The following is a 25,821-nucleotide window of genomic DNA, read 5'->3' as shown; positions in this document are numbered from 1 at the left end:
CGTGGTCACAGTGGGCGGAACAGATACGTACTACGACTACGACGAGCAGCGCTGGAAGTACAGACGCCTGGGCGGCGGCCCGGTCCACGACAAGCCCGCCTGCCCGATGCCGGAGGAGTCGAACGCTGACGACGTACGGGCGGGGAAGCGGCGTGGTCGCCCGGCCAAGCACCAGTTGGAGTCGGCACGCCGATAGTCAGTCGGTCGGTTCGACCGGGCTGCCCTCCGTGCCGGGGGTGACGTCCTGGTCGCGCGGCGGGCGTCGTCCGGGGTTGGGCTCGGGACCGGACGATCGCTCGCCTTCGTCGTGCTCGACCTCGTCGAAGTCCAGGCCGCGCTTCTCGAGTTCGTCGTTCTCCAACGCCTCGTTCAGCTCGGTGTCGCTGACGGTCTTGTGCTTGTGGTCCAGTCCCGGTCGATCGAAGCTCATGATGGCCTCCAGGTTCGGTCACCACCCCGGTGACCCGGCAGGCCGGCCATCAATCGCGCTGATGTGTTGTCTTGTCGATCGTTATTTCCCGAGCGTGGCTGTGAAGCCGAACACTGGTGGCTCCGATCATCGGGATCGGTGCAGATCACATCGGAGCACGCCGTGTCCCAGAACGCTTCTGAGTTGCCCCGTGTCGACGACCACGCTGCGAACGAGGTCGCGGTCGACCCCGCCAGCGGCCGGCCCGCGGGACCGATGCAGGCCGCCGTCCTGCTGCTGTCCAGTTGTCTGTCGGTGCTCGGCGCCGTACTTCTCGCGCCAGTGCTGCCGCGAATCGCGAGTGCCTTCCACACCACGCCCGGCGTCGACGCGCTGACGCCGATCCTGCTCACCGCCCCGGCCCTGGTGATCGGACTCACCGCGACGATCGCGGGCCGTATCGTCGACCGGTTCGGTCGCAAGCGGCTCCTGGTCGGGGCCTTGAGCGCCTACGCCGTCTTCGGCACCGCGCCGCTGTGGTTGCCTTCCCTCGAGCTCATCGTCGCCAGCCGAGTGCTGGTCGGTCTGACCGAGGCCGCGATCATGACCTGCTGCACGACCTTGTTGGCCGACTACTTCCACGGTCGCCGACGGGAGCGCTACTTCGGCCTGCAGATCGTCTTCACGACCGTCTCCGCGACGCTCTTCTTCGCACTCGGGGGTGCTCTGGGCAGCACGAGCTGGCGCGCTCCCTTCTGGCTCTACGCGGTCAGCCTGCCGTTGGCCCTGCTGGCAGCCCGATTCATCTGGCAACCGGCGGGTCTCCGGGAGGCCCGCGCGAACGAGCTGGTCTCGCTGCCGTGGCAGTCGTTGCGGACACCGATCGTCGTCACGCTGGTCGGCGGGCTCGTGTTCTATGTCCTCATCGTCGAACTGTCCTTCAAGCTCGACGACCTCGGAGTCGTTGCCACCTCGACGATCGGTGCGGTCAGTGCGATCGCGTCGCTGGGTACGGCGATCGGCGCGTTCCTGTTCAGTCGGCTGGCCGCGCGGGGCGCGTCGTTCACCGTCCCGGTGGCGTTCGCCATCTCCGGTGCCGGCCTGATCGGACTGGGGCTGGCCGGCAGCGTTCCGGCGGTCGTGGTCTGCGCCGTGGTCACAGGCTTCGGGAACGGTCTGCTGCTGCCTGCGGTGCTCACGTGGACACTGGGCTCGCTGACCCTGCAGCAGCGTGGCCGTGGGACCGGCGTCTGGACCTCGGCCGTGTTCATCGGCCAGTTCGTCTGTCCGCTGGTCGTGCTTGCGCTCAGCGGGGCGATCAGCGGCCTGAACTCGGCGCTCCTGGTGCTCGGGGCAGTCGCACTCGCCGCCGCGGCGGCGGTGCGAAACATTCGCCCGCATGCGGTCGACCCCACCCCGGCAGCAGGCTGACTCACACTCCATCGTCGAGCCCGCGGGCAACCTGTCGCAGCGTACGACGAAGCCACTGGTGGGCAGGATCGTTGCGGTGCACCGGGTGCCACCAGAACGCCTCGACGATGGGTACGGCGTCGAAGGGGAGAGCGACCATTCGGACACCGGCCAGGCCGGCCAGCCGCAGCGCCAGCCGGCGCTGGACCATGGCGACCCGGTCGGTTCCCATCACGAGGAAGGGGATCGTCAGGAAGTTCTCGACGACGATCGCGGCACGAGCCTCCACGCCGATCATCCGCAGGTGCTGCTCGGCGGTGTGAACGCGGTGGGCCGGTTGTACGTCAGCACCCACGGCAGTGTGGCCAACTGGTCCATCGTCAACGAGCTGCCGACCTCCGGATGTTCGGTCGCGACCAGGCCGACCCAGTCGTCATCGAACAGATCGACGCTGGGAAAGTCGGAGATGAAGCCGTGCGGGAGCACGATGCCGTCGACGACCCGCAGCGTCTCCGCCGCATGGTCGACCGCGTCGGGGGTGTGCATCGGGAGACGCAACCGAACGCCCGGGGCCTCCCGGGCGACGGCTGCGGCGAGCGTCGGGCCCAGCACCGCTGCCGCATAGTCGGACATCAGGAACGTGAACTCGCGGTCGGCCTCGGCCGGCTCGAAGTCGGGGGACGCGTCGAACACGCGCTGGACCGAGGCCAGCGCGGTCGCGGTGTGCCCCCGCAGCTGGAGCGCGAGCGGAGTCAGTTCGTAGCGGTTTCCCACCCGGCTCAGCAGCTCGTCACCGAAGTGCCGTCGTAGCCGCGCCAGCGCGGCGCTCACCGCAGGCTGGCTGACGCCCACCCTCGCTGCTGCCCTGGTCACGTTTCGCTCCTCGAGCAGCGCGTCGAGCGTGAGCAGCAAATTGAGGTCCAGGTTCGCCAGGCTCTGCGGCACGCGGCAACCATAAGGCCGGATGATGAAGAGCATCAACAGATCGCTCTTCCCTGATAGTCGGCAGTCGCCGACGCTGGTGTGACCCATCAGCCAGCTGTGCGAGGAGTTCCCGATGCCCGCCGTTGCGAACGTGCTCGTCGTCGGTGCCGGTGCCGCCGGTGCCGCCACCGCGATCCTCCTGGCCCGCCAGGGCGTCTCGGTCCACCTCGTCGACATCAAGCCCGATGTGAGCGCGGTCGGCTCCGGCATCACCCTCCAGGGCAACGCGTTGCGGGTGTTGCGCCAACTCGGTGTCTGGGAGCAGGTGGCCGCGCACAGCTTCGCCTTCGACACGCTCGGCCTGCGTGCACCTGACCCGGCCGGCACGCTCGTGGCGGAGCTCGACGACGTTCGTACCGGCGGTGTGGACCTGCCCGCGACGATCGGGATGTACAGACCGACGCTCGCCCGGATCCTCGTCGACCAGGCCCAGGCCGCGGGCGCCAAGGTCGCCTTCGGTACGACGTACACGGAACTGCGGCGGGACGACGCCGGCGTCCAGGTCACCTTCGCCGACGGCTCTACCGGTCGCTATGACCTGGTCGTCGGAGCGGACGGGATTCGCTCCTGGACGCGCCGCCAGCTCGGCATCACGCTGGAGACCCGCTGTACGGGCATGGGGATCTGGCGAGTGTTCGCGCCGCGACCGGCCAGTGTGACCCGCACCGACCTCTTCTACGGCGGACCGAGCTACATCGCCGGCTACTGCCCGACGGGCGAGGACTCGCTCTACGCCTACATCGTCGAGAAGGCACAGGATCGCAGCACCCTGTCCGCAGAGCAGCGACTGGAGGTGATGCGCGAGTTGTCGGAGGCCTACCACGGCCCATGGGACGAGATCCGCGCCGGACTCACCGACCGAACCGAGGTCAACTACACCTGGTTCGAGACTCACCTCCTGGACGCGCCGTGGCACCGCGGCCGCGTGGTTCTGATCGGGGACGCCGCGCACTCCTGCCCTCCGACTCTGGCCCAGGGCGCCGCTCAGGCGTTCGAGGACGCCGCGGTGCTGGCCGAACTGCTGTTGTCGGCTGACCGGGTTGATGCCGACCTGTGGACCGCGTTCACCGCACGCCGGTTCGACCGCGCCAAGACCGTGGTGGATGCCTCGGTGCAGCTCGGCCAATGGCTGCTCGACGGGGAGCGCGGCGATGTCCCCGGACTGATGGCGCGCATCGCGCATCTGCTCACAGAACCCGCCTGACGACCCAAAACCGTTGAGACAGGACCAACCATGACTGATCGACTCATCACGCACCTGCGGCACGTCGACCTGGCAGTGCCCGACTACGACCGGCAGCTCGAGTTCTACACGAGCATGTGGGGGCTGACCGCGGAGAACACCGACAGTGGCATCGCGTTCCTGGCCGCCGAGGGCTCACCGGAGCAGTACTCCGTCCGGTTACGTCGAGCCGACGAGAAGCGCCTGGATCTGATCTCCTTCGGGGCCGCCGATCAGGACGACGTGGACACGCTCGCACAGCGGCTGGGATCGGACGGGGTTCAGCTGGTGACCGAGCCCGCCAAGCTGCAGACCCCTGGTGGCGGGTACGGATTCCGCTTCTTCGACAACGACGGCCGCACCATCGAGGTGAGCTCCGACGTCGAGGTACGACGGCATCGCAAGATCGAGGCGGGGGAGTCCATCCCGGTCAAGCTGTCGCACGTCGTGATCAACTCGCCCAACCCCGAGCAGACAGTTGCCTTCTACAACAAGCACCTGAGCTTCGCGCTGTCGGACACCCTGTACTCCCGGCACATGGGCGAGGTCATGTGGTTCCTGCGCACGAACAAGTACCACCACAGCATGGCGATCGCCAGGTGCCCGCACGTCTCCCTGCACCATGCTTCATTCGAAATGCGCGGCATCGACGAGTACATGCGCGGCACCGGCCGGTTGCTCCGGGCCGGCGTCGAGAAGGTCTGGGGACCCGGCCGTCATATGGCCGGCAACAACACCTTCAGCTACTTCCTCGACCCGCACGGCAACACGATCGAGTACACCACCGAGCTCGAGGAACTCGACGAGGACACCTGGCACCCGCACCTGTACGACTTCTCGGACCCCGAGGTGACCGATCAGTGGGGGACCGCGAACCCGATGAGCGAATTCGTCGCCAAGCAGTCCTTCAACGACCCCGACCGCGGCGTCTTCGTCGCGCCACCGGTCTGAGCCGTGCGTCTCGCGACATACCGCGATCCGGCCGGCCTGACGCAGGTCGGACTGGTCGTGGACGACCGGATCCATCCGTTTCCCGAGCCGGTGACGATGCTCGAGGTCGTCGAAGGCGGCCTGGACGCGGCGCACGACCTGGCGCGTCGCGCCAGCGCCGTGACGGCGATCCCGCTGGCGGATGTCCGTTTGCTGGCCCCGCTGCAACCGGCCAGTGTCCGGGACTTCGTAGCGTTCGAGGAACACGTCGAGGGTGTACGCCGAAGTGTCGACGGCGCTACAGGTGTCCCCGAGGCCTGGTACGACGCTCCGACGTTCTACTTCACCAACCCGCACGCGATCCTCGGGCCGGACGACGACGTCGCGTTCCCGAGCCGGAGTGTGGCGCGCGATTTCGAGCTGGAGGTCGCCGCGATCGTGGGTCGTTCCGGTCGCTCGTTGACCCTCGCACAGGCATCTAACGCGATCTTCGGCTACACGATCATGAACGACTGGTCCGCCCGCGACGTCCAAGCTCGCGAAATGCAGGTGGGGCTCGGACCGGCCAAGGGCAAGGACTTCGCGACCACGCTCGGGCCGTGGGTCGTCACCGCCGACGAACTGGCGGACCATCGTGACGCGGACGGCTTCCTCGACCTCTGGTGCTCGGCCAGTGTCAATGGACGTGAAGTAGGGCGCGACCTGCTGTCCAACGCCGGCTGGACTTTCGAGGCGATGCTCGCGTACGCCTCGCACGACAGCCTTGTGCGACCTGGCGACGTGCTCGGCTCCGGGACCACAGGCAACGGTGGCTGTCTCGCCGAGCTCTGGGGCCGAAACGGCCGGAACGACCCGCCCGCCCTGCAGCCCGGCGACGTCGTCACGCTGTCGGTTGAGGGCATCGGCAGTATCAGTAACCGGGTCGCCGTCGCACCACCGTCCCCGGATGTGCCGGCGCCTCGACGTCGTGAGCCTGCTGAGGTACGACGAGCTGTCGGCAAGCGGCAGGTGGTGACGCCATGACCAGCTTGGCCGGCCGGCTCGTCGTAGTGACGGGCGCGGCATCAGGCATCGGCGCAGCCGTCTGCCACGCAGCGGCATCGGAAGGCGCGGACGTGCTGGGGCTCGACGTCGAGGCGGGGGCTGACGGCGTGCAGCCGCTCGACGTTCGCGACGAGAAGGCCTGGGCAGCGCTCGCCGGTCGGCTCGAGGGCGAACGCCGTACCGTCGCCGGCCTCGTCTCGTGCGCCGGGGTCACGTGGCGCGCTCGCCTGGGCGACGTGGCGGCCTCGGACTTCATGCGCGTACAGCAGGTGAACGTGCTCGGGCCGCTGCTCGGGCTTCAGGCCCTCGCGCCGCTGATGGCTGCCGGCAGCTCGGTCGTCAATGTCGGATCCCTTGCGGGCCTCCAGGGTCACTATCCAGTGGCCTATACCGCCAGCAAGTGGGCGTTGCGGGGTCTCACTCATGCGGCGGCACTCGAGCTCGGCCCGCGCGGCATCCGGGTCAATGCCGTCCACCCCGGTTTCACCGACACTCCGATGACCGCCACCGCGCCCGCGGACTTTCGTCGTACCTCCGTCGCCGCGACAGCGCTGGGCCGTCCCGGTACGGCGGCGGAGGTGTCGGCCGTCGTGGTGTTCCTGCTGTCGGACGCGGCGTCGTTCGTCACCGGCGCGGACGTGCCGGTCGACGGCGGAGCCAGCTCGCACGGCGGCGCGAAGGCCATCAGTGACGCCCTGCGGTCAGCACCCCGCTGAACCCAGACCACGCACACCAGCGAAGGAACGAGAGATGTTCGAGTACTTCCCCGGCAACTACGTCTGGAACCTGGGGGTCGTCGCGGCCCTGAACAGCGGTGGGCTGATCGACGAGGTCGATCGCGCCTGCCGGCCGATCCGCGAGCTCGCTGCCCAGGGGGCGGACGTCGGCACCAAGGAGTTCATGGCATCGTGGGCGGCGGTCGCCGGCCAGCTCGAACAGCAGGCGCTGGAGGCCGAGAAAGCGGGCCACCGCCGTACCGCCGGCCAGAAGTATCAGCGGGCCGCCAACTACCTCGCGCAGGCGGAGCGGATGCAGAGCGCCAAGGATCCGGGTCGCAACGCCGTCTATCAACATCTCCTCGAGGTCCAGCAGAAGGTGTTCGACCTGATCGATCCCGCGACCACGCGGGTCGAGGTGCCGTTCGAGTCGGTGTCGCTCCCGGCGTACTTCACCAACGCCTCACCGGACGGCAGCCCCGTTCCCGTGATGGTGATGTGGAACGGGCTCGACTCCACCAAGGAGCACATGTACAGCTCGGGTTTCGCGGCCGAATTGGCGGCCCGCGGCATCTCCACGCTGATGGTCGACTGCCCCGGCAGCGGTGAAGCGCTGCGGCTGCGCGGTCTGAAGTCCCGGGTGACGACCGAGGACTGGGCGGCGGCCTGCGTCGATCACCTGCTGACGCGAGACGACGTCAGACCTGACCGCATCGGCTTGGTCGGCTGGTCGCTCGGCGGCTACTACGCTCCGCGCGCCGCCGCCTTCGAGAAGCGGCTGGCGTTGTGCGTCGCCTGGGGTGCCAACCACAACTGGGGCGCCGTGCAGAAACGCCGGCTCCAGCGCGAGGGCGAGAACCCGGTGCCGCACTACTGGGACCACGTGCTCTGGGTCTGGGGCGAGGACGACCTGGACAGCTTCATCCGTACGGCGGAAGCTGTGCACCTCGACGGGATCGTCGAGAACATCACCGTGCCGTTCCTCGTCGCCCACGGTGAGAGCGACCGTCAGATCCCGCTCGAGTACGCCCACCGCTCCTACGATCAGGCGGTGAACAGTCCCAAACGGGACCTCCGGATCTTCACCCCCGAGGAGGGGGCGACCGAGCACATCGGCCTCGACCACCTCCCGCATGTGGCGACGTACATCGCGGACTGGGTGGCCGAGACCTTCACCGAGCTCGACCCGGATCCGATCCCATGACGATCGATCGGCGCGACCCCGAGGGAGAGATCGCCGCGGTTGCCAAACGCGTGTCCAACTGGAATCGCTGGGGTGCCGACGACGTCCGCGGCACGATGAACTTCCTCACCGCGCGGAAACGACGCGAGGCAGCGGCGCTGGTGCGGACGGGGGAGTCCTACTCGTTGGCACAGGCCTTCGACATGGACGGGCCGCAGAAGGGCTGGCGGCGCCGTACGAATCCCGTGCACACGATGCTCGACACTGGCACCGACGCCGTCGCGGGTCGGCAAGGGTTCCCGCACGGTTTCGGAGGCGCCGACGACGTGGTCGCGATGCCCCTGCAATGCTCGACGCAGTGGGACGGCCTCGGCCACATCTTCGACCACGGCGTCGCCTGGAACGGCCGCCCGGCCGATCAGGTCGTGACCAGCCTCGGCGACCACGTCACCGGTATCGAGACCGTCGCCGACGTCGTCGCCGGCCGCGGAGTGCTGCTCGACGTCGGCCGTGCGCTCGGTACGGACGGCGAACTGCCCGATGGCTTCGCCATTACCGAAGCGCACCTCGAGCAGACAATCGCCGCGCAAGGGGAGACCTCGGGAGTCGGACGCGGTGACATCGTGGTGGTGCGCACCGGTCAGTTGACCCGGGTCCGTCGGCAAGGTTGGGGCGACTACGCCGGCGGAGCCGCCCCCGGACTCTCCTTCACCACGGCCGATTGGCTGCACCGTACCGAGATCGCCGCGATCGCCACCGACACGTGGGGCTTCGAGGTCCGGCCCAACGAGTTCGAGGCGGCATTCCAGCCGCTGCATCAGGTTGCGATTCCCCATATCGGACTGTTCATCGGCGAGATGTGGGACCTGGACGTTCTCGCGGACGCCTGCGCCGCTGACGGTCACTACGACTTCTTTCTCACCGCCGCACCGTTGCCCGTCACCGGTGCCGTCGGCTCACCACTGAACCCGGTCGCCGTGCGCTGATCGGACTCCGTGCGTACGACGAATACAGGGTGTCCAGTGGGGCACAGAGGGGGTAGGACGGCCCCGGGTTCTCGAGGGTCGGGGTTGTCCGAGGTTCCCGGTGTTGAAGCATCCAGCACCTGGGACCGCTCACAACGTCGGCGCGGTTGTGCAGGAGAACTAGGAGTCCGAAGATGACGACCGTACGTGAGTTGATGACGGCCGGTGCCGAGTGCGTCGGTGAGCACGAGACGCTGGTCGACGCGGCCCGGAAGATGAGGGACCTGGACGTCGGTGCGTTGCCGATCTGTGGCGAGGACAACCGGCTGAAGGGGATGCTGACCGACCGCGACATCGTGGTGAAGTTCATCGCCGACGGCGGCGATCCGGCTTCGGCGACGGCGGGGCAGTTCGGCGAGGGCAAGGTGGTCACGATCGGTGCCGACGACAGTGCCGAAGAAGCGCTCGCCACGATGAGCAAACACCAGGTCCGCCGGTTGCCAGTGATCGACGGCCACGACCTCGTCGGCATGCTCGCGCTGGCCGACGTCGCGCGCAACCTGGGCAAGTCCGACACCGGTGACGTCGTACAGGACATCTCTCAGCCCTGACCACCTGCTGAATGCGTGGCCCGGATTGGGCCGGGGTACCGCACATCACAGGGGAGCCTGGGACGACCTCGCCATGGTCAAGACGGTGCCAGTTGTTGGGCGATCGACCGTCCCAGGTCAATCTGATGACCAGTCGCTTGGGGCCCGCATCGCTCGTGGCCCGGGAACAACAACGCACACTCACCGAGAACCTGCTTCGCGAGGCGTCCAACGCTGTCGGTAGTCGCCGCGCCGACCTGCTCTGCCAAGCGATCGAGCAGAGTACGGCGATGGCACGGTCGCTCGCGTTACGGTACGACGGACGCGGGGTGGAACGGGAGGAACTGTTCCAGGTCGCGTACGTCGGACTCGTGAAAGCCGTCCAGGGATACGTACCGGGACCGGACACGGACTTCCGGTCGTACGCTTTCCCGACCATTCGAGGCGAGCTCAAGCGGCACTTCCGTGACAACGCGTGGAGTGTCCGGCCGCCGCGGCGAATCCAGAACCTGCAGGCGTCCATCAACGCCGTCGAGGGTGAGCTGGCTGCGCGGTTGCACCGCTGGCCGACCGACCAGGAGCTGGCCGACCGGATCGGCGTACCGCTGCGGGAGGTCAGGGACGCGCAGCGTGCCTTCGGCTGCTTTCGTCCGGTCTCGCTGGACGCTCCGGTGGGCGGCATCGGGTCCACGACCTCGCTCGGCAGCCTGATGCCGGACCGGGAGAACACCTTCGAGCTGGTCAACCAGCTCGAGACGCTGCGCCCGGCGGTCGAGAACCTCGCGGCCCGGGACAAGCTGATCCTCCGCCGGCGAATGGTCGATCACTGGAGCCAGGCCGAGATCGCCGCCGAGATCGGGGTCAGCCAGATGCAGGTCTCGCGACTTCTTCGCCGGATCATGAGCATCCTCCAAGACGCTCTGGCGGCCTGATGCCTCCGGCATCCATTCAGGCACAGCAGGTTTGTTGCGGCGGGGTTGGGTTACCCAGGCGGCCGGATCGCAAGGGAGGCGTCAGATGACATCAACGACCGCGAAGGAGCAGGTGGCCGACGTTGCCACCGATGTGCAGCACGAGACCCAGCGCCTGCTCAGGGAAACGCGGGACCAGGTCGGGCAACAGGCCGGGCAGCAAAGGGATCAGGCAGTGAACGGACTGCGTTCGCTGTCGGACGAGTTGCGAAAGATGGCCGAGCAAGGCTCCGGCCTGGGCGCCCAGTTGGCGAGGCAAGGGGCCGGCTGGTCCGATCGCGCTGTCGGGTTCCTGGACGGACGGGAGTTCACCGACATCCTGGACGACGTCCGGACCATGGCGAGGCAGCGGCCCGGCCGGTTCCTCGTCGGCGCAGCCGTGGCCGGGATCGTCGCCGGGCGGATGTCCCGCGCGATGGCCGCCGGTGCGCCGGAGCAGTGAGATGAGCGGACCATCCACCACCAGAGGAGACGACGAGCGAGGTACGACGTACGCGGGCGGCTCGGCGACGGGGAGTGCTCCGGCGCCGACGTACGACGCGGCCTCGCTCGGCCAGCTCGTTTCCCAGCTCACTGGCGACGTCGGAACTTTGACCCGCCAGGAGCTCGCACTCGCGAAAGCGGAGCTCCGCGAGGAGGCCAAACAAGCCGGCAAGGGCGCCGGGATGCTGGGCGGCGCCGCGCTCGCGGGCTGGATGCTGGCGATGTTCGTCTCGCTCACCGTGATGTGGGCGCTCGATGAAGTCATGCATCTCGCCTGGGCCGCCCTCATCGTGGCGGCCGTCTGGGGCGTGGCGGCCGCTGTCCTGGCGGCGTCTGGACGCAAGGCGCTGCGCGATGTGAGCCCGATACCCGAGCAGACCGTGGAGACCCTCAAGGAGGACGCAGAATGGCTGAAGACCCGCAAACCCTGAGACGAGACATCGAGCAGACCAGGCGCCATCTCAGTGACGACGTGGACGCGCTGGCAGACAAGGTCAGTCCACGGCAGATGGTGCATCGGCGGACGGACGCAGCCCGGCACCGGCTGCACACGATGAGGCATCGGGTGATGGGGACGACCGAACACGCCAAGCAGGCCGCCGAGTCCGTACCGGACAAGGCAAAGGAACAGACTCGCGGTGCTCCGTTGGCCGCGGGAATGGTCGCCTTCGCGGCCGGCTGGGTGGTCGCGGCAGCCCTGCCGCCGACAACCCGTGAACGCGAGCTGGCTGTCAAGGCGAAGGAGAGCGCCGCTGAGCCGGTCAAGGAGCGCGTCGGCGAGCTGGCTCAGGATCTGAAGGAGAATCTCCGCGAGCCGGCGCAGGAAGCCGTCGACCATGTCAAGGAATCGGCCGATTCCGTCGGTCAGCGCCCCTGACTGTGCCGCTCACGCGGAGCAACCGGCGCGCGACAGGACTCCTGTCGCGCGCCGGCTTTCTGGCGTCTCGGGTCAAACGTATGGATGAACGCCGTGGGCCGGGGATCGACCGATGTTCGTGCCTATGGGGCAGTGCTGGGGGCATGATGGGGGCATGGAGGAGGCTGCACAGGTGACGCCTGAGGGCGGTGTCGGCGTTGACCCGGCGAGATCCGGGCCGGACGACGCCGCTGGAGCGATGGCGGAGGTGTTCGCACGGCTCGCGGTCGAGCTGCACGATTCCGGTGGGGTCGGAGAGACCGTGGAGGCGGTGGTCCAGTTCGCGCTGGATGCGCTGAACTGTTCCCATGCAGGCGTCGCACTCGCGACACGTGGCCGGCCGGAAGTGCCGGCCGCTACTGATCCGATGGTGGCTGAGATCTACCAGTGGCAAATGGCCGGAGGCTGTGGACCGCTGGTGGAGGCCATGCGCGGCCACGAGACGGTGCTGGTCCGCGACACGGCGGCTGACGAGCGTTGGCCGGACTGGGCGGCCAAGGTGCTGTCCCTCGGCGTCCGCAGTGTGCTCGACGTTCCACTCACGACGGCAGCCGGAACCGTCGGCGTACTCGGGCTCTACAGTGTCGAGCCGGACGCGTTCAGTGCCGACGACGAGGCAGTCGCGGCCATCCTCGCCCGGCATGCCTCGGTCGCTGTCGCGACCGCGCGCAACGAGGCGAACATGGCCCAGGCGGTCGACGCACGCAAGCTGGTCGGACAGGCGATGGGGATCCTGATGGAGCGGTACGACGTCGATCCCGACGGGGCGTTCGCCATCCTGCGGCGCTACTCCCAGGACACCAACACCAAGCTGCGCGACGTGGCCGAGCAGTTGATCAACACTCGCCGGCTGCCGCACTGAGCCCAGTCGATTCGGTGTCGGGCTACCGGGTACCGGGGCTTTCATGGGCAACGAGCGATTGGTCGAGACGATGCGGCGGTTGTCGGCATCGCTGACTCCCAGTGCATTGGATGAAACGCTGAGCCGCATCACGGCGGCCGCCGTCGAGCTGTTGCCGGACGTCCAGTACGCCAGCATCACCATCCTGCACGAGAACAACCGGCTCGAGACGGTCGCGCCGACAGACGACCTGCTGCTGGGCCTGGACGCGGCCCAGTACCAGTTGCGGGAAGGCCCTTGCTACCAGGCTGCCGTGGACACGGTGCACGTCATCTCAACCGACCTGGCCGCCGACAAGCGCTTCCTGCAGTACGGCGCTATCGCGGTCGCGGCAGGTATCCACGCGCAGGCCGGCCTGCGACTGTTCGACGCGCCGAAGTCGAATGGCGCGCTCAACCTCTACTCCCGTCAGACCGGATCCTTCGAGGACTTCGAGACGCTCGCTGCCCTGTTCGCCCATCAGTCGGCGATGGCGATCGAATACGCGCGGGAGATCCAGAATCTCGAGGAAGCGCTGCGGACCCGCACGACGATCGGCCAAGCTGTGGGCATCGTGATGGAGCGCTACTCCCTGACCGACCAGCGGGCCTTCGCGTTCCTGACCCGGCTGTCCCAGGACGGCAACATCAAGCTCCGGCAGGTGGCGCAGACCATCGTCGACGAGACGGAGCACCAGAGCACGAGTCGCTGAGGCCGCGACCGTTCAGCGGTCCAGCGCCCGCAGTTCGTCGATGCTCTGGTCGATCAACTGCGCCGACGGACCGAGGCGTGAGCCGATCCCCTTGGACGCGGTCTCGGTGTTCACGTGGGCTGCCGGGCGGTTCGCCGTACGGGCAACCTCCGCCGGTGGGACGTCGTACGAGAGTGGCGACAGCAGAACCGTCCCCTCCACGGTCAGCAGGCGCACTCCGAGGAGCCGCGCGACCAGTGAGGTGTGTACGACGGCGCCGCCGGCCAGGGTGCTAGTTCCGGCTGGTCTCGTCCAAATAGCTGTCCAGCCCGTCGCTCGGAGCTCGGGAAGGCTTACCGCTGCGTTGACGCCGGGCCTCGTCGAGGCGCTGCGACGCCTTCTGGGCCGCTTCGACAATCTGCGCATAGCGTTCACGTCCAGCCTTGGCCCCGAGCACGTACCCCGCGCCGAACACCGCGAGAGTCCGCAGCTTCATTTCTTGTCCTTCTGCCGTCGCGAGGACACCACCGCGCTCGCGGCACTCATCCCGATCGCCGCGGCTGCGGCCGCGATGCCATTACGCACCGCGGTACGGCGCATCGCGTGCGTCGCGCCGGTCGCAATCGGCTCGACCATCCGCTCCCAGCGGCTCTTCCGGTGCAACAGTCCCATGGTCATCTCCACTCCCTGACTAGTGCCGCTTCGATCCGGACGAGCGTTTGAGGGCGGTCACCAGCTCGTTCTTGCTCATCCCCGACCGGCCCTTGACGTCCTCGGCCGTGGCAAGGTTCAGCAGGTCCGTCTTGGTCATCTCGTTGAGGTCCACGGTGACCTGAGTCCGGCCGTTGCGCTTCCGCTGTGCGGAGGCGCGGACCTTTTCGGCCTCACGCACGCGCTCGTCGGCACTCTGGGCCTCGCGATCGGCGTTCGCGGCGAGCTGCGCGGCCTGTCGGTGTGCTTCCTCGGCGGCCGCCTTCGTCGCCTCGGTGGCCTCGTCGGCCAGCCGCCTGGCCTCCGCGAGGCTGGCCGTCGCGTCGGACATCGCCTGCTTGGCCTTCGACTGCGCCGCCTCCGCCTCCTCGCGTGCCTTCGTGACCCGGTCGTCGGCCTCCGCCTTCGCCCGTTGCACCACGCGATCGGCGTCGGCCTGCGCCGCGGCACGAGCCCGCTCGACCCGCGCATCGGCATCCCGGCGCGCCTCGGCGACCTTGTCGCTGACCTCTTGAGCCTGCTCGCGTTCGACGTCCCGCACGTACGCCTTGCACCGCTCGACGACCTGGCGCGCCTCGTCGCTGCGCGCCTTCGCCTCCTCGGCCTCGCGTACTGCCTCGTCCTCCGCCTGCTGGGCCTCCTCGGCCGCAGCCCTGGCTCGCTGGAGCCTCAGCTCGATCGAGTCACCCACGGGCAGGACGTCCATCACTGAAGCCCCCGCATGGCGTGCGATGTCCACCAGCCCGCTACCCGCTGCCTGTGTCGCGCTACCGGCCGCGTCCTTCGTCGCCTCCAGTGGCGTCAACGCCTTCGACAGCAGCCAGGTCGTGTTCCGCGGTAGGTCCTTGACCCCGGTTCCCCAGGCCTTCACCAGTCTCCCCGCGACGCCTGTTCCCGCCATGTCGCTGCCTCCCTGATCCTGATCATGCTCGACCACATACCAGGCCCCCAGCCACACCGCAGGTACCCGGCAACAGCCCCCACAAACTGACGCAAGCCCACCTATCCGCGCGTGCGGTCCAGGCCGGTGGGATGGCGCGAGCTAGGCCGGCGGTAGTGGCGGGAGCTGGGCCGGTGGGGTGGCGGGAGCTAGGCCCGCGGTGGTGGCGGGAGCTAGGCCGGTGGGTGGCGGGACGGGACCTGCGGGCGGGCCTCGACCAGGCCCTCCTTGACGGCAGTGAGCAGGGACAGGGCCGCTTCCAGGTGGGTGGCGTCATCGGCGGCGGCTTGGCGGACCGCGGTGGCCCATTCGCGGCGGACCCGGACGTAGTTGGCGCGACCGAGGTCGGTCGGGCTGACGGTGACGCCGCGGCCGTCGGCGGGGTTGGCCTGGCGTTCGATCAGGCCCTTGCTCTCCAGACCGCGGAGGGTGGTCGAGAGATTGGTGCGCTGTAGACCGGTCGCAGCCGCGATCTGACTGGGCGCGACCTGGCTGGGCGCCGTCTGACCGCGACCGGATTGGCTGGGGTCGGTCTGGCTGGGGGTCGCGGCTGACTCGGTGTCGAGCAGGTGGCGCATCACCATGCCCTCGGACTGGGTCAGTCCGATCGCCCGCTCGTCGGTGTAGCCGCGGTACTGGAGTTCGCGGCTGATGATCAGCGCCAGGTCGGCCAGGTCGGCCCAGCGGTCCACTCGCGATGGCTGTTTCGTCACATCGCCAGCCTAGATGATTGTCGCCTCATAGTTATGAGCGCATACTGGTTTCCGTCAGATAGTTATGTACTCATAATCATTTGGAGGAGACATGGCCGTCATCCATGCCGCGCGGCCGGCGTCGCCACGCGCGGTCGCACTCACCGGCGGGCTGCACCCCGTCGGTGTGTTCTTCCTGCTGGCCGGTGCGTTCCTGCCGATCATGGATTTCTTCATCACCAACGTCGCCCTGCCGAGCATCGACGCGTCGCTGCACGCGTCGGCCTCCGAGCTCGAGCTGGTGATCGCCGGGTACGGCGTCGCGTACGCCGCCCTTCTCGTGCTCGGTGGCCGGCTCGGCGATCGCTTCGGTCGCCGCCGCATGTTTCTCGGCGCACTCGTCGGCTTCATCGTGGCTTCGGCGATCTGCGGCTTCGCGCCGTCTGTCGGCGTACTGATCGCCGCCCGCATCGTGCAAGGCGCCACCGCCGCACTCCTCGTCCCACAGGTGCTCGCGACCTTCCATCACACCCTCGAGCACGAACGGAAAGCGCGAGCCCTGGCCCTGTACGGCGCCACGTCCGGTATCGCGGCCGTGGTCGGTCAGTTGGTCGGCGGCTTGCTGGTCAGCTCGGACATCGCCGGCGCATCGTGGCGCCCGATCTTCCTGGTCAACGTGCCGATCGGCATGGTGGTGCTGGTCGTCGCCGCCCGCATCGTGCCCAACACCCGTTCGGATCACCCGGTCGGGGTCGACCTGCCTGGCACCGTGTTGTTCGCCGCCACGCTTGCCGCTCTGCTGGTTCCGCTCACCGAGGGCCATTCCCTGGGGTGGCCGTGGTGGACCTGGGCGATGATCGCCCTCGCGGTCGTACTCGGCATCGTCACCTTCGTAGTGGAACGGCGCGCTGAGCAACGTGGACAGATCCCACTGCTGCCACCGTCGCTGCTCAAGCTGCCGTCGATGGCACGCGGCCTGGTCATGCTCTTCGCGTTCAGCATCGGCTTCGGCGCGTTCATGTTCGTCTTCGCTCTGACCGTCCAGGACGGACTCCACCAAGACGCACTCCATGGCGGCCTGGCGATCCTGCCGATGGCGTTGCTGTTCTTCCTCGGCTCGTTGTTCGCGCCGAAGGTCATCGCTCGCTTCGGACGGGCCGCGCTGTCTGCCGGTGCGGTCATCCAGCTCACCGGTCTCGCCGCGCTGGTCGCCGTCGTCGTCGGCCGCTGGCCGCACGTCACTCTCTGGGACATGGCCGCGCCACTCGCGCTGGCAGGTGCAGGGCAGTCGATGCTGTTCGCCGGCCTGTTCCGCAGTGTGTTGGCCGACGTACCGACTCATCTCGGCGGTGTCGGCAGCGGCGTACTGATCACCTTGCAGCAGAGCGGTCTCGCGCTCGGCGTGGCGACTCTCGGCACGCTGTACCTCGCCCGTGCGGAGCACAACACCGCGCACGCCTTCGCCACCGTCGAATCCGTGCAGATAGTCATCATCGCCCTGCTCGCCATCGGCGCCGCCGCCCTGCCGCGGTTCACCAAGGCGGCCGCGGACGCCCCCGTACTCGACGCCTGACGGGAGAGCCGACATGAGTCTGCTCGATCTGTCGCGGTGGCAGTTCGTCATCACCGTGATGTTCCACATGACGTTCCCGGCCATCACGGTGGGACTGGCGATCCTGCTGAGCATCCTCTACGGGATGTACTGGAGGACCCGCACAGCGGTCTATCTGCAGATGTTCCGGTTCTGGCGGCGCGTCTTCGCGGTCGGGTTCGCGATCGGCGTGGTGGCCGGCATCGTCATCACCTTCGAGATGGGACTGAACTGGGGCGTCTACGCGGCCAAGACCGGTCCGATCATCGGCCCGATCATCGGGATGGAGGTCGTCACGGCGTTCTTCGTGGAGGCCGGGTTCATCGGTGTCCTGCTGTACGGCGACGGCCGGGTCAGGCATGCCACCATGTTCGTCTCGACGGTGATGGTTGCCCTTGGCACGATCCTGTCCTCGACCTGGATCATCGCCGCCAACTCGTGGATGCAGACACCGGCCGGGTTCGTCGTCCGCGATGGGCGGTTCGAGCCGACCGACTGGGTGGACGCGATCTTCAACCCGTCGTTCGTCTGGCGGTGGCCGCATATGGTGCTCGCCGTACTGATCTCCGCCGCGTTCTTCGTGGCCGGCATCGGCTCGTACTACCTGGTCAGGGGCCGGGCGCTGCCGTTCGCCCGTCGGTCCGTGTCGATCGCGCTGGGGGTGGCGGCGATGCTGGTCCCGGTGCAGGTCTTCGTCGGTGACCACACCGCCGGCGCGGTGCTGCCGCATCAGCTGTCCAAGCTGGAGGCCCTGGAAGGCAACTGGACACAAGGCAACACCGGCTTCGTCCTCTTCGCGATTCCCGATCAGCAGGCCGAGCGCAACCTCGTTGAGCTGAACATCCCGTGCCTCGGCAGCGCGATCAACCGCGATCTCACCTGTCAGACGGCGATCCCCGGGCTCGACCTGACGCCGAAGGCGGACCGACCGGACATGGCCCCGGTGTTCTGGGGGTTCCGGGTGATGTTCCTGGCTGCGCTGCTGATGTTCGGCACCGTCTTCTACGCCACGATCCTGCGGTTCCGCCGGAAACTGTGGACCTCCAGACGCTTCCACCGGTTCCTCCTCTGGACGACTCCGGCAGGCATCCTCGCGATCCTGGGCGGCTGGGCCACCGCGGAGACAGGTCGTCAGCCGTGGGTGGTGTTCGGTCAACTGCGCACCGCGGACGCCGTCTCGCACCTGGCTCCGGGGGAGCTCGTGTTCTCCGTGGTCGGCTTCTCGTTGCTGTACGTCGTGATGCTGGTCGCGTACGTCGCCTACATCGTGCACACCGTCCGGATCGGCCCAGACCAGGTCGATCCCGACGATCGGCACCCGGTTCTCGACTCAGTCCCAACGGCGAGTCTGGCCGGCGGGAGGGCGAACTGATGGCCACGATCTGGTTCCTGCTCATCCTGCTGTGTCTGCTGATGTACGTCGTACTGGACGGCTATGACCTGGGGAACGGCATCGCCTCCCTGGTCGAACCGGACGCGAGCCATCGGCACGAGCTGCTCGAACACGTCGCCCAGGCGTGGGACGGCAACGAGACCTGGCTGGTCCTGCTCGGGGTCAGCCTGTGGGCCGGCTTCCCGGCCGCGTTCGGCACGCTCCTCCCGCATGCCTATCTGCCGGTGATCGTCATGCTGTTCGGCCTGATCGTTCGCGGGGTCAGCGTGGAGATGGCGTCACAGGCCCACCCCGCGCCCCGCTGGGAACGAGCTTTCGGCGTTGCCTCCCTGATCACCGCTCTTGCCCAAGGCGTCGCTGTTGCGACGCTGACAGCTGACGTGAGCATGGCCTCGCCGTTCGGTGCGATCAGTTGGTTCTCGGCGCTGTCCGCCGTGACGGTCGTCTGTGGCTATCTGGCACTGGGGTACGCCTACACGAAGTGGAAGGCGACCGGTGAACTCCGTGCCCGAGCGGGACGCCGCGGCGCGGTCAGCGCATTGCTGGGGGCGTTGCTGGCCATCGGGTGCTTGATCGCCGTGGGCGCTACCGCCACGCCGCTGAGCGTGGACGGTCCGGCGCGGACCATCGCCTTCAGCGGGCTCCTGCTGTTCGCCGTGGCCGGCGCGGTGATGAGCGTGATCACCTTGCGGCCGACTTCGCCGTACGACGGCCTCCCGCTCGCCGGCCTGGTCACTGCCGTCGTGGCGCTCGTGATCGCCTTGGTGGTGGCCCGTTATCCGGTGCTGGCGCCGGGAGGTCTGACGCTCGCGAACACGGCGGCTCCGCCCGGCACGCTGAGGTTTCTCGCGGTCGGGATCGGGCTCAACGTGCCGCTGATCCTCTTCTACAACTGGTTCGCCCACTACGCCTTCCGAGGCAAGGCGCCAGCGAACCATCTACCAAACGGGACAGGAGCTGCCCGATGAGACTCGTCACCCGGACGGTGCTGACCGTCGTCGGAGTCGTCGTTGCCTGGACGCTCTACTGCGTCTGCCAGGGGATGTTCTCCGGCTATCCGAAGTACCACAGCCAACTCCTGAGCATCGTGGGCATGGTTCTCATCGCCCTCACCGGCGGGATCGCCTGGATCATCGACGAACACCGGATGCACGATGACGACTGACGAGGCCGGGCCGGGGGAGTGGCTCGCCGCAGCCGCGTCACCGGGCCGGCGGTGGCTGCTGTCGGCTGCCGGCTGCCAAGCGCTCGAGACGGCGTTCACCATCGTCCAGTGGGCGGGTCTGGCCTTGATCGCAGGTGATGTTCTAGACGGCAATCGGCCAAGCTGGCTGGGATTGGGCGCCCTGCTCGGTGGTGGCCTTCTCGCGGCGGGAGCGACCTGGAGCACGGCACGACTCCAAACGGCGGGCCGCCTGCGGATCGCCCACGCGATGCGGCGTCAACTGGTCGCCGGACTACTGCCGGCCGGACGGCGGGACGTTGAACCAGACCCCGCAGCTGCTGCTCTCGCAGTAGTGGAGTCGACCGACGACATCGCCGACTTCCATGCGCAGGCCCTGCCTCAGCGAGTGTCTGCTCCGGTCTCGATGGCGCTGATTCTCGTCACCACAGCGCTCGTGCAATGGCCTGCCGCCGTGATCCTGCTGCTGGCCAGCCTGCTCCTGCCACTGAACCTGCGGCTCGCGGGTCTGTTCGCCAAGGAGGGCGCCGACGAGCGAATGGCGGCCAGTACCAGGCTCGCCGCGGTCGTCCTCGAAAGCTTCCGTGGCATGCCGACGCTCCGAAGCATCGGGGCGTTGACGCGGCGCCGTACCGAACTGGCTCGCGCAGCCGACGAGCTGAACGGTACGACGATTGCCGTCGTACGGCGGGCCGCTCTGTCCGGCGCGGTGATGGATGTCGTGATCACGTTCTCCATCGCGGCCAACGCGACGTACATCGGTCTGTCGCTGCTCGGGTATGTGCGGGTTGGTGCCGGCGTGACGCTGTTCCGTGGCTTGCTTGCGCTGCTGATCTGCCCGATGTACTTCCAGCCGATGAGGGCCATGGCTGCGACCTTCCACAGCAAGGAACGAGCGCTGTCGGCGGTACCTGCGATCCGCGCACTCCTTGTCGAAACGTCTGTAGCGGGCGATCGGGTAAAGCCTTCGAACGAGCCGGTGACCGTTGTCCTGAGCAACGTCTCTCTCCAGTTCCCTGCCGCGGAGGAACCGACTCTGCACGACGTGGATCTGACCATCCCTGCGGGAGGTTGGACGGTCGTGGCCGGACCGTCGGGCGCCGGCAAGACCACGTTGCTGTCGCTGATCGCCGGCGTGCGCGCGCCAAGTCAGGGGACCGTCCGATGGCTGACCCCAAGCGGAGCGTCGGAGCCGCGTCTCGGTGGCTGTGCCTGGATCGGTCAGCAGACGGTCCTGCTGCCGGGATCGGTCGGCGACAACATCCGGATCGGACGATCGGATGCCAGCCGGGCGGACATCGACCGGGCAGTCGCCGCGGCCGGGTTGACCGAGGTCGTCGTACGACTTCCGAAAGGACTGGACACCCCGCTGGGGGAGGGAGGCTGGGGGCTGTCGACCGGCGAGGTACGACGCATCGCGATCGCCCGCGCGTTCCTCAGTGATGCGGATCTGTGGGTCCTGGACGAACCGACCGCGCATCTCGACGCGGACACCGAGGCCAAGATCATCGTTGCCCTGCGCAACGCAACCCACGGTCGAACGGTCATCGTGGCCACGCATTCGACGGCTCTCGCCAGGTCAGCCGACGTCCTGCGCAGTCTGACCGACGGGACGATCCACACCGTCCAGGAGGCGACGCGGGTATGAAGGCTCTCGCACCCGTCGGGCTGCTGCTGGCTGTCGTCGCGGAGGCCTGCTCCGTCGGCCTTCTAGGACTTTCGGGATGGTTCATCGCCGCTTCAGCCGTGGCCGGAGCCAGCGCCTACAGCGCGTTCTCCTACCTCGCCCCGAGCGGCGGGGTGCGCGCACTCGCGCTGGGCAGGATCGCGAGCGGCTATCCCAACCGGGTGGTCCTGCACGCGGCGGCTCTCCGCCGGATCAGTACTGCCCGGCTCGCGGTCTACGACCGCGCAGCTGGATCCGAGGGTGCTGCATGGTCCGGGCAGTCGCTGGACCGGGTCATGGCCGACGCGGACACCACCGGCATGGCAGTCATCCAGGCCACTGCACCTGTGGTCGTGACCGCCGTGATGACAGCCGGCGGCTGTGTCGCGATCGTGCTCGCCGGCTATCCGCTCGTGGCGCTGACACTCGCCGTCGCCGTGATCGCCTGCGCAGGGCTCGCCGCGACCGCGGCGCGTCGAATGGATGACACCGGCCGCACCCGGAGCCTGCTGCGGACCGAACTGGTGACCGCAGTCGAGGCCTGGCCCGAGATGGCGTCGCTAGGCACCACAGACCAGCTCGTGCAGCGCACCTTGCGACGCCTGTCCGCCTTCGAGGGCAGCCGTTTGGCGACGACAGCGCGCGCTGTGGGCGGTTCCCGTGCAGTGACGGCCGTCGCGTTGCTGCTCACGGTCCTGCTCACCGCGCGGGCCGGCGGCTCGGTCGCGACGCTGGTCTTCGTTGCCTTGCTGGCCGCTGGTGTCATGGCCAACGCCGAGCGTCTGGTGAGCGCAGCAACGGCGTGGGTCCAAGCTCGCCAGGCCGACACTCACCTCGAGTCGGTCGGCGAGGAGGCGCGCCGTCGGCCAGAGGTCGCGAAGACGCTCCGTGCCGAGTACGACGGTCGTCGCCTCGAGGTCTCGGGATACCACCTGCCCGAAACCCCTACGCGTGAAGCGCGCGAGATCGGGTTCACCGTGGCCGCCGGCCAGACCCTCGTCATCACCGGCCCATCCGGCAGCGGGAAGACCACGCTCCTCACCGCCATCGCGTCAGCGCTGCGGCGACACCCCGGTCCGGCCGTCGTCACCGCCATACTGGCCGACGACTATTTGTTCACCGGGTCGATTGTCGACAATCTTCGACTCGCCGACCCCACCGCTCAAGCCAGCGACATCGCGGACCTGCTCACCGAGCTGGTGTTGGACCTGACGCCGCAGACCAGCATCGGTGTCGGTGGGCGGAGCCTGTCCGGCGGCGAGCAGCGCCGCCTCCACCTCGCCCGGGCGCTCGCCACCCAACCCGACGTACTGCTCATCGACGAGCCGACCACCGGCCTCGATACGGACACGGCCAGGCAGGTCCTGCACGCCGTACGGCGCCGGCTGCCGCAGGCGGTCCTGGTCATGGCGATGCACGGCCCGCCGGCGGATCCTCGCTGGACGCCTGTGTCGGTCGGATCAGCACAGACGGTTCACAGGAGGCTACTTCCGAGTAAGACTGGTGAGTAGAGTCGGCCGGAAGGAGTTCGCCGTGACTACGCAGCAGCGAGACGTGAGTGAACGGGAAGCCCGGGAGACCGCGGAGGCGGCGCGGGAGACCACTTGGGTACGGCCGAGCTTCGCCAAGCAGCTCTATCTGGGGAATTTCGACCTGTCGCTGATCCACCCGCATCCACGAGCCGCGGCCGATGACGCCGTACGGGGTGAGGAGTTCCTCGGCAAGCTCGAGGCGTACTGCAAGACACTCGACGGCCTGTTGATCGAGCGGCAGGCACGGGTCCCCGACGAGTACCTGACCGGGTTCGCCGAGCTGGGCGTGTTCGGCATCAAGGTCCCGGTCGAGTACGGCGGACTCGGCCTGTCGATGTCGTACTACGGTCGCGCGCTGATGCTGATCGGGTCGGTGCACCCGAGTCTGGGTGCCCTCGTCTCGGCGCACCAGTCGATCGGTGTGCCGGAGCCGGTGAAGATGTTCGGCACCGACGAGCAGAAGCAACGGTTCCTGCCGCGGTGCGCCGCTGGTGCGGTGACGGCCTTCCTGCTGACCGAGCCCGATGTCGGCTCCGACCCGGCGCGGATGGGATCGATCGCGACACCGACCGACGACGGCGCGGCCTACCTGCTCGACGGGGTGAAGCTGTGGACCACCAACGGCGTGATCGCCGAGCTCGTCGTGGTGATGGCCCGAGTCCCCGAGCACGACGGTCAGCGCGGCGGCATCACCGCGTTCGTGGTTGAGACTGATTCGCCGGGGATCACCGTGGAGAACCGGAACGCGTTCATGGGGTTGCGTGGCCTCGAGAACGGCGTGACCCGCTTCCACCAGGTCCGGGTGCCGGCCGAGAACCGCCTCGGCCGTGAGGGCGAAGGCCTGCGGATCGCGCTGACCACGCTGAACACCGGCCGTCTCTCGATTCCGGCCCTGTGTGCGGCGGCGGCCAAGTGGAGTCTGAAGATCGCCCGCGAATGGTCGTCCGAGCGCGTCCAGTGGGGCCGTCCGGTCGGCAAGCACGACGCGGTGGCCGAGAAGATCTCCTTCATGGCGGCGACGACGTTCGGCCTCGAAGCAGTGCTGGAGTTGTCGGCCCAGCTGGCCGATGCCGGCAGCAAGGACATCCGGATCGAGGCGGCGCTGGCCAAGCTTTGGTCCAGCGAGATGGCCTGGAAGGTCGCCGACGAACTGGTCCAGATTCGCGGCGGACGGGGCTACGAGACAGCCGACTCACTCGCGGCCCGCGGTGAACGCGCCGTACCGGCCGAGCAGATCCTGCGCGACCTGCGGATCAACCGGATCTTCGAGGGCTCGACCGAGATCATGCATCTGCTGATCGCTCGCGAGGCCGTCGACGCGCACCTGGCCGCGGCCGGCGATCTCGCCTCGGCCGACGCCGACCTGCGGGCCAAGGCCAGAGCCGCGGTCAAGGCCAGCGGGTTCTACGCGAAGTGGCTGCCACAACTTGCCGTCGGCAAGGGAACTGTGCCGACGTCGTACACCGAGTTCGGACCGCTCGCCAACCACCTCCGGTACGTCGAACGCGCGGCCCGCCGGCTCGCCCGGCAGACGTTCTACGGGATGAGCCGCTGGCAGGCGAAACTCGAGTACCGGCAGGGATTCCTGGCTCGGATCGTCGATATCGGCGCGGAGCTGTTCGCGATGGCCGCCTGCTGCTCGCGGGCCGAGATGCTGCGGACCGACGATCCGGCTCGCGGCGAAGCGGCGTACGAGCTGGCCGGAGTGTTCTGCGAGCAGGCGCGGCTGCGCGTGGATCGCCTGTTCGACCAGCTGTGGTCGAACACCGACGACAGCGACCGACGGTTGGCCGACCGGGTACTTGACGGCCGCTACAGCTGGCTCGAAGACGGCGTCCTCGACCCATCCGAAGACACCGGTCCCTGGATCGCCACCTGGCAACCCGGCGAGTCCAAAGCCGCCAACCAAGCCCGCCGCTACCGCTGACGATCAGCTCAGTCGTCGGGCTGGAGCGGACTGTCCTGGTGCTGTTCGAGCAGGTGCAGCACCGGTACGCCGAGATGCCGGCGGGCCTGGGCCGACCAGTCGATGTGGAGTAGCTCGGCCACGATGTGCGGCCGCGTGAGGACGACGACCTCCTGCCCGTTGACGCGCTTGATCTGTTCGACCAGCTCGTCGACGGGCCGCCCGTGGGTGATCAGGCCGTCCGCCTCCCGGTCGAACGACCGCAGTCGGCCGATACTGCGCTCGAGCGCTGCCGTGGCCTGCGCTTCGATGGCGTGCTCCGCGTTTTGCTGAGCCTTGAGCGCTTCCTCGTCGGATTCGATCGAGTACCGCTCGGCAGTGATGCCGTAGAGCTCCGTCCCGGCGAGACTGGCCGGTGACGCCTCGACCTTGGCGTGCCCGCACGGAATGATCAGGTGAAACTTGACCTCCTCCGGCACGCTCGCGTACAGCTCGACCACCCGCTGCGCATCCGGCACACTCAACTCTTCCTCGACCAACAGGACAACGTCGTACATCAGAACCACCTACCCTCGACGCAATCCGGGCCACCTACCGGTACCCACAACCCCAACAATCGATCGGACCGGGCGCCGTCACAAGGTGGCGGTCCCGCGGAAGCAGGTGGTTGTTGCGCCGCCGACCCACACGTTGGTCCACCGCGCAACCCGTCGCGTCGCCTCGTCGTCCAGCGGTTGCTGTTTCCACCGCGGCGACGGCAGGATTTTCTACTTCAGCCCCGGTGACCAGCTGTACCCCGTTTACCGGCAGGCC

The 25,821-nt window shown here is 68.2% G+C and carries 31 protein-coding genes; 22 read left to right on the top strand and 9 right to left on the bottom strand.

What is annotated here, in order from left to right; genetic code table 11:
* Positions 1–10 precede the first annotated feature (10 nt).
* Positions 11–196: a hypothetical protein gene (locus tag V9K99_RS27030; RefSeq protein ID WP_337324030.1), complete on the top strand. Its 186-nt coding sequence runs from the start codon at positions 11–13 to the stop codon at positions 194–196.
* Here V9K99_RS27030 and V9K99_RS27025 read toward each other — a convergent pair whose 3' ends face one another.
* Positions 197–430, bottom strand: a complete 234-nt coding sequence (locus V9K99_RS27025) for a hypothetical protein (RefSeq protein WP_337324031.1) — start codon at positions 428–430, stop codon at positions 197–199.
* Between the two features lie 138 nt (positions 431–568).
* Here V9K99_RS27025 and V9K99_RS27020 point away from each other — a divergent pair, with 138 nt between their 5' ends.
* Complete coding sequence (locus tag V9K99_RS27020; protein WP_337324032.1) at positions 569–1,840, top strand: MFS transporter; 1,272 nt, start codon at positions 569–571, stop codon at positions 1,838–1,840.
* Between the two features lies 1 nt (position 1,841).
* On the opposite strand, the gene V9K99_RS27015 is transcribed toward V9K99_RS27020, so the two are convergent.
* On the bottom strand, positions 1,842–2,117 hold the full coding sequence (locus V9K99_RS27015; protein ID WP_337324033.1) for a hypothetical protein: 276 nt from the start codon (positions 2,115–2,117) through the stop codon (positions 1,842–1,844).
* Entirely contained in the window at positions 2,114–2,764 is a 651-nt protein-coding gene (locus tag V9K99_RS27010; protein WP_337324034.1) for a LysR family transcriptional regulator, read from the bottom strand. The genes V9K99_RS27015 and V9K99_RS27010 overlap by 4 nt, the downstream gene beginning before the upstream one ends.
* Before the next feature lie 112 nt (positions 2,765–2,876).
* Between V9K99_RS27010 and V9K99_RS27005 the strand changes: the two genes are divergently transcribed.
* The 13 genes from V9K99_RS27005 (at position 2,877) to V9K99_RS26945 (ending at position 13,415) form a co-directional block, all read left to right on the top strand.
* On the top strand, positions 2,877–4,007 hold the full coding sequence (locus tag V9K99_RS27005) for an FAD-dependent monooxygenase (protein WP_337324035.1): 1,131 nt from the start codon (positions 2,877–2,879) through the stop codon (positions 4,005–4,007).
* 30 nt (positions 4,008–4,037) lie between these two features.
* A complete protein-coding gene (locus V9K99_RS27000) occupies positions 4,038–4,976 on the top strand; it encodes a VOC family protein (RefSeq protein WP_337324036.1) in 939 nt (312 codons plus the stop codon).
* Between the two features lie 3 nt (positions 4,977–4,979).
* Positions 4,980–5,978: a fumarylacetoacetate hydrolase family protein gene (locus V9K99_RS26995; protein ID WP_337324037.1), complete on the top strand. Its 999-nt coding sequence runs from the start codon at positions 4,980–4,982 to the stop codon at positions 5,976–5,978.
* A complete protein-coding gene (locus V9K99_RS26990; protein ID WP_337324038.1) occupies positions 5,975–6,715 on the top strand; it encodes an SDR family NAD(P)-dependent oxidoreductase in 741 nt (246 codons plus the stop codon). The genes V9K99_RS26995 and V9K99_RS26990 overlap by 4 nt, the downstream gene beginning before the upstream one ends.
* A gap of 34 nt (positions 6,716–6,749) precedes the next feature.
* A complete protein-coding gene (locus V9K99_RS26985) occupies positions 6,750–7,919 on the top strand; it encodes an alpha/beta hydrolase family protein (RefSeq protein WP_337324039.1) in 1,170 nt (389 codons plus the stop codon).
* Positions 7,916–8,884 carry a cyclase family protein gene (locus tag V9K99_RS26980; RefSeq protein ID WP_337324040.1) on the top strand — a complete coding sequence of 323 codons (969 nt, stop codon included), beginning with the start codon at positions 7,916–7,918 and terminating at the stop codon, positions 8,882–8,884. Before V9K99_RS26985 ends, V9K99_RS26980 begins: the two co-directional genes overlap by 4 nt.
* A gap of 173 nt (positions 8,885–9,057) precedes the next feature.
* Complete coding sequence (locus tag V9K99_RS26975) at positions 9,058–9,474, top strand: CBS domain-containing protein (RefSeq protein ID WP_337324041.1); 417 nt, start codon at positions 9,058–9,060, stop codon at positions 9,472–9,474.
* 125 nt (positions 9,475–9,599) lie between these two features.
* Complete coding sequence (locus V9K99_RS26970; RefSeq protein ID WP_337324042.1) at positions 9,600–10,385, top strand: sigma-70 family RNA polymerase sigma factor; 786 nt, start codon at positions 9,600–9,602, stop codon at positions 10,383–10,385.
* Between the two features lie 85 nt (positions 10,386–10,470).
* The gene (locus V9K99_RS26965) at positions 10,471–10,866 is read left to right on the top strand and encodes a hypothetical protein (RefSeq protein WP_337324043.1); all 396 of its coding nucleotides are present in this window, start codon (positions 10,471–10,473) and stop codon (positions 10,864–10,866) included.
* A gap of 1 nt (position 10,867) precedes the next feature.
* The gene (locus V9K99_RS26960) at positions 10,868–11,338 is read left to right on the top strand and encodes a phage holin family protein (RefSeq protein ID WP_337324044.1); all 471 of its coding nucleotides are present in this window, start codon (positions 10,868–10,870) and stop codon (positions 11,336–11,338) included.
* Positions 11,314–11,784 carry a DUF3618 domain-containing protein gene (locus V9K99_RS26955; RefSeq protein WP_337324045.1) on the top strand — a complete coding sequence of 157 codons (471 nt, stop codon included), beginning with the start codon at positions 11,314–11,316 and terminating at the stop codon, positions 11,782–11,784. The genes V9K99_RS26960 and V9K99_RS26955 overlap by 25 nt, the downstream gene beginning before the upstream one ends.
* Positions 11,785–12,022: 238 nt before the next feature.
* Positions 12,023–12,685 carry a GAF and ANTAR domain-containing protein gene (locus V9K99_RS26950; protein ID WP_337324163.1) on the top strand — a complete coding sequence of 221 codons (663 nt, stop codon included), beginning with the start codon at positions 12,023–12,025 and terminating at the stop codon, positions 12,683–12,685.
* A 43-nt stretch (positions 12,686–12,728) separates the two neighbouring features.
* Complete coding sequence (locus V9K99_RS26945; protein ID WP_337324046.1) at positions 12,729–13,415, top strand: GAF and ANTAR domain-containing protein; 687 nt, start codon at positions 12,729–12,731, stop codon at positions 13,413–13,415.
* Between the two features lie 12 nt (positions 13,416–13,427).
* Here V9K99_RS26945 and V9K99_RS26940 read toward each other — a convergent pair whose 3' ends face one another.
* The 5 genes from V9K99_RS26940 to V9K99_RS26920 all read right to left on the bottom strand — a co-directional run bounded on the left by V9K99_RS26940 (position 13,428) and on the right by V9K99_RS26920 (position 15,758).
* Positions 13,428–13,616, bottom strand: coding sequence for a hypothetical protein (locus V9K99_RS26940; RefSeq protein ID WP_337324047.1), 189 nt, complete (start codon positions 13,614–13,616; stop codon positions 13,428–13,430).
* Positions 13,617–13,686: 70 nt separating this feature from the next.
* On the bottom strand, positions 13,687–13,890 hold the full coding sequence (locus tag V9K99_RS26935) for a hypothetical protein (protein ID WP_337324048.1): 204 nt from the start codon (positions 13,888–13,890) through the stop codon (positions 13,687–13,689).
* A complete protein-coding gene (locus V9K99_RS26930; RefSeq protein WP_337324049.1) occupies positions 13,887–14,072 on the bottom strand; it encodes a hypothetical protein in 186 nt (61 codons plus the stop codon). Before V9K99_RS26930 ends, V9K99_RS26935 begins: the two co-directional genes overlap by 4 nt.
* A 13-nt stretch (positions 14,073–14,085) precedes the next feature.
* On the bottom strand, positions 14,086–15,006 hold the full coding sequence (locus V9K99_RS26925; protein WP_337324050.1) for a hypothetical protein: 921 nt from the start codon (positions 15,004–15,006) through the stop codon (positions 14,086–14,088).
* Between the two features lie 212 nt (positions 15,007–15,218).
* The gene (locus V9K99_RS26920; RefSeq protein ID WP_337324051.1) at positions 15,219–15,758 is read right to left on the bottom strand and encodes a MarR family winged helix-turn-helix transcriptional regulator; all 540 of its coding nucleotides are present in this window, start codon (positions 15,756–15,758) and stop codon (positions 15,219–15,221) included.
* Positions 15,759–15,849: 91 nt separating this feature from the next.
* Here V9K99_RS26920 and V9K99_RS26915 point away from each other — a divergent pair, with 91 nt between their 5' ends.
* Genes V9K99_RS26915 through V9K99_RS26885 form a run of 7 tightly spaced genes read left to right on the top strand, consistent with a single transcriptional unit; the run spans position 15,850 to position 25,029 of the window.
* Positions 15,850–17,310: an MFS transporter gene (locus V9K99_RS26915; RefSeq protein WP_337324052.1), complete on the top strand. Its 1,461-nt coding sequence runs from the start codon at positions 15,850–15,852 to the stop codon at positions 17,308–17,310.
* Between the two features lie 13 nt (positions 17,311–17,323).
* Positions 17,324–18,700, top strand: coding sequence for a cytochrome ubiquinol oxidase subunit I (locus tag V9K99_RS26910; RefSeq protein ID WP_337324053.1), 1,377 nt, complete (start codon positions 17,324–17,326; stop codon positions 18,698–18,700).
* Entirely contained in the window at positions 18,700–19,689 is a 990-nt protein-coding gene (locus tag V9K99_RS26905; protein ID WP_337324054.1) for a cytochrome d ubiquinol oxidase subunit II, read from the top strand. Before V9K99_RS26910 ends, V9K99_RS26905 begins: the two co-directional genes overlap by 1 nt.
* Entirely contained in the window at positions 19,686–19,886 is a 201-nt protein-coding gene (locus tag V9K99_RS26900; protein WP_337324055.1) for a hypothetical protein, read from the top strand. Before V9K99_RS26905 ends, V9K99_RS26900 begins: the two co-directional genes overlap by 4 nt.
* Positions 19,876–21,552 (top strand): ABC transporter ATP-binding protein/permease, encoded by a 1,677-nt coding sequence (locus V9K99_RS26895; protein WP_337324056.1) that lies wholly within the window; start codon positions 19,876–19,878, stop codon positions 21,550–21,552. Before V9K99_RS26900 ends, V9K99_RS26895 begins: the two co-directional genes overlap by 11 nt.
* Complete coding sequence (locus V9K99_RS26890; RefSeq protein ID WP_337324057.1) at positions 21,549–23,081, top strand: ATP-binding cassette domain-containing protein; 1,533 nt, start codon at positions 21,549–21,551, stop codon at positions 23,079–23,081. Before V9K99_RS26895 ends, V9K99_RS26890 begins: the two co-directional genes overlap by 4 nt.
* Positions 23,082–23,103: 22 nt before the next feature.
* Complete coding sequence (locus V9K99_RS26885; protein WP_337324058.1) at positions 23,104–25,029, top strand: acyl-CoA dehydrogenase family protein; 1,926 nt, start codon at positions 23,104–23,106, stop codon at positions 25,027–25,029.
* Between the two features lie 8 nt (positions 25,030–25,037).
* Here V9K99_RS26885 and V9K99_RS26880 read toward each other — a convergent pair whose 3' ends face one another.
* Positions 25,038–25,565: a hypothetical protein gene (locus tag V9K99_RS26880; RefSeq protein ID WP_337324059.1), complete on the bottom strand. Its 528-nt coding sequence runs from the start codon at positions 25,563–25,565 to the stop codon at positions 25,038–25,040.
* Between the last annotated feature and the right edge of the window lie 256 nt (positions 25,566–25,821).

Origin of the sequence: Kribbella sp. CCNWLW201 (assembly GCF_037203805.1) — a bacterium.
In the GTDB taxonomy this organism is placed as follows: Bacteria; Actinomycetota; Actinomycetes; order Propionibacteriales; family Kribbellaceae; genus Kribbella.
The sequence above is the reverse complement of the archived record's forward strand: the minus strand, read 5'-3'. Positions and strand labels throughout refer to the sequence as shown.

Coding starts and splice junctions, on each gene's coding strand:
- V9K99_RS27015 (WP_337324033.1), bottom strand. CDS start 2,117: ATGATCGGCGTGGAGGCTCGTGCCGCGATCGTCGTCGAGAACTTCCTG.
- V9K99_RS26960 (WP_337324044.1), top strand. CDS start 10,868: ATGAGCGGACCATCCACCACCAGAGGAGACGACGAGCGAGGTACGACG.
- V9K99_RS26990 (WP_337324038.1), top strand. CDS start 5,975: ATGACCAGCTTGGCCGGCCGGCTCGTCGTAGTGACGGGCGCGGCATCA.
- V9K99_RS26975 (WP_337324041.1), top strand. CDS start 9,058: ATGACGACCGTACGTGAGTTGATGACGGCCGGTGCCGAGTGCGTCGGT.
- V9K99_RS26880 (WP_337324059.1), bottom strand. CDS start 25,565: ATGTACGACGTTGTCCTGTTGGTCGAGGAAGAGTTGAGTGTGCCGGAT.
- V9K99_RS26965 (WP_337324043.1), top strand. CDS start 10,471: ATGACATCAACGACCGCGAAGGAGCAGGTGGCCGACGTTGCCACCGAT.
- V9K99_RS27005 (WP_337324035.1), top strand. CDS start 2,877: ATGCCCGCCGTTGCGAACGTGCTCGTCGTCGGTGCCGGTGCCGCCGGT.
- V9K99_RS26970 (WP_337324042.1), top strand. CDS start 9,600: ATGACCAGTCGCTTGGGGCCCGCATCGCTCGTGGCCCGGGAACAACAA.
- V9K99_RS26915 (WP_337324052.1), top strand. CDS start 15,850: ATGGCCGTCATCCATGCCGCGCGGCCGGCGTCGCCACGCGCGGTCGCA.
- V9K99_RS26890 (WP_337324057.1), top strand. CDS start 21,549: ATGAAGGCTCTCGCACCCGTCGGGCTGCTGCTGGCTGTCGTCGCGGAG.
- V9K99_RS26905 (WP_337324054.1), top strand. CDS start 18,700: ATGGCCACGATCTGGTTCCTGCTCATCCTGCTGTGTCTGCTGATGTAC.
- V9K99_RS27025 (WP_337324031.1), bottom strand. CDS start 430: ATGAGCTTCGATCGACCGGGACTGGACCACAAGCACAAGACCGTCAGC.
- V9K99_RS26930 (WP_337324049.1), bottom strand. CDS start 14,072: ATGACCATGGGACTGTTGCACCGGAAGAGCCGCTGGGAGCGGATGGTC.
- V9K99_RS26985 (WP_337324039.1), top strand. CDS start 6,750: ATGTTCGAGTACTTCCCCGGCAACTACGTCTGGAACCTGGGGGTCGTC.
- V9K99_RS26945 (WP_337324046.1), top strand. CDS start 12,729: ATGGGCAACGAGCGATTGGTCGAGACGATGCGGCGGTTGTCGGCATCG.
- V9K99_RS27000 (WP_337324036.1), top strand. CDS start 4,038: ATGACTGATCGACTCATCACGCACCTGCGGCACGTCGACCTGGCAGTG.
- V9K99_RS26935 (WP_337324048.1), bottom strand. CDS start 13,890: ATGAAGCTGCGGACTCTCGCGGTGTTCGGCGCGGGGTACGTGCTCGGG.
- V9K99_RS26910 (WP_337324053.1), top strand. CDS start 17,324: ATGAGTCTGCTCGATCTGTCGCGGTGGCAGTTCGTCATCACCGTGATG.
- V9K99_RS26925 (WP_337324050.1), bottom strand. CDS start 15,006: ATGGCGGGAACAGGCGTCGCGGGGAGACTGGTGAAGGCCTGGGGAACC.
- V9K99_RS26950 (WP_337324163.1), top strand. CDS start 12,023: ATGGCGGAGGTGTTCGCACGGCTCGCGGTCGAGCTGCACGATTCCGGT.
- V9K99_RS26895 (WP_337324056.1), top strand. CDS start 19,876: ATGACGACTGACGAGGCCGGGCCGGGGGAGTGGCTCGCCGCAGCCGCG.
- V9K99_RS26955 (WP_337324045.1), top strand. CDS start 11,314: ATGGCTGAAGACCCGCAAACCCTGAGACGAGACATCGAGCAGACCAGG.
- V9K99_RS26980 (WP_337324040.1), top strand. CDS start 7,916: ATGACGATCGATCGGCGCGACCCCGAGGGAGAGATCGCCGCGGTTGCC.
- V9K99_RS26900 (WP_337324055.1), top strand. CDS start 19,686: ATGAGACTCGTCACCCGGACGGTGCTGACCGTCGTCGGAGTCGTCGTT.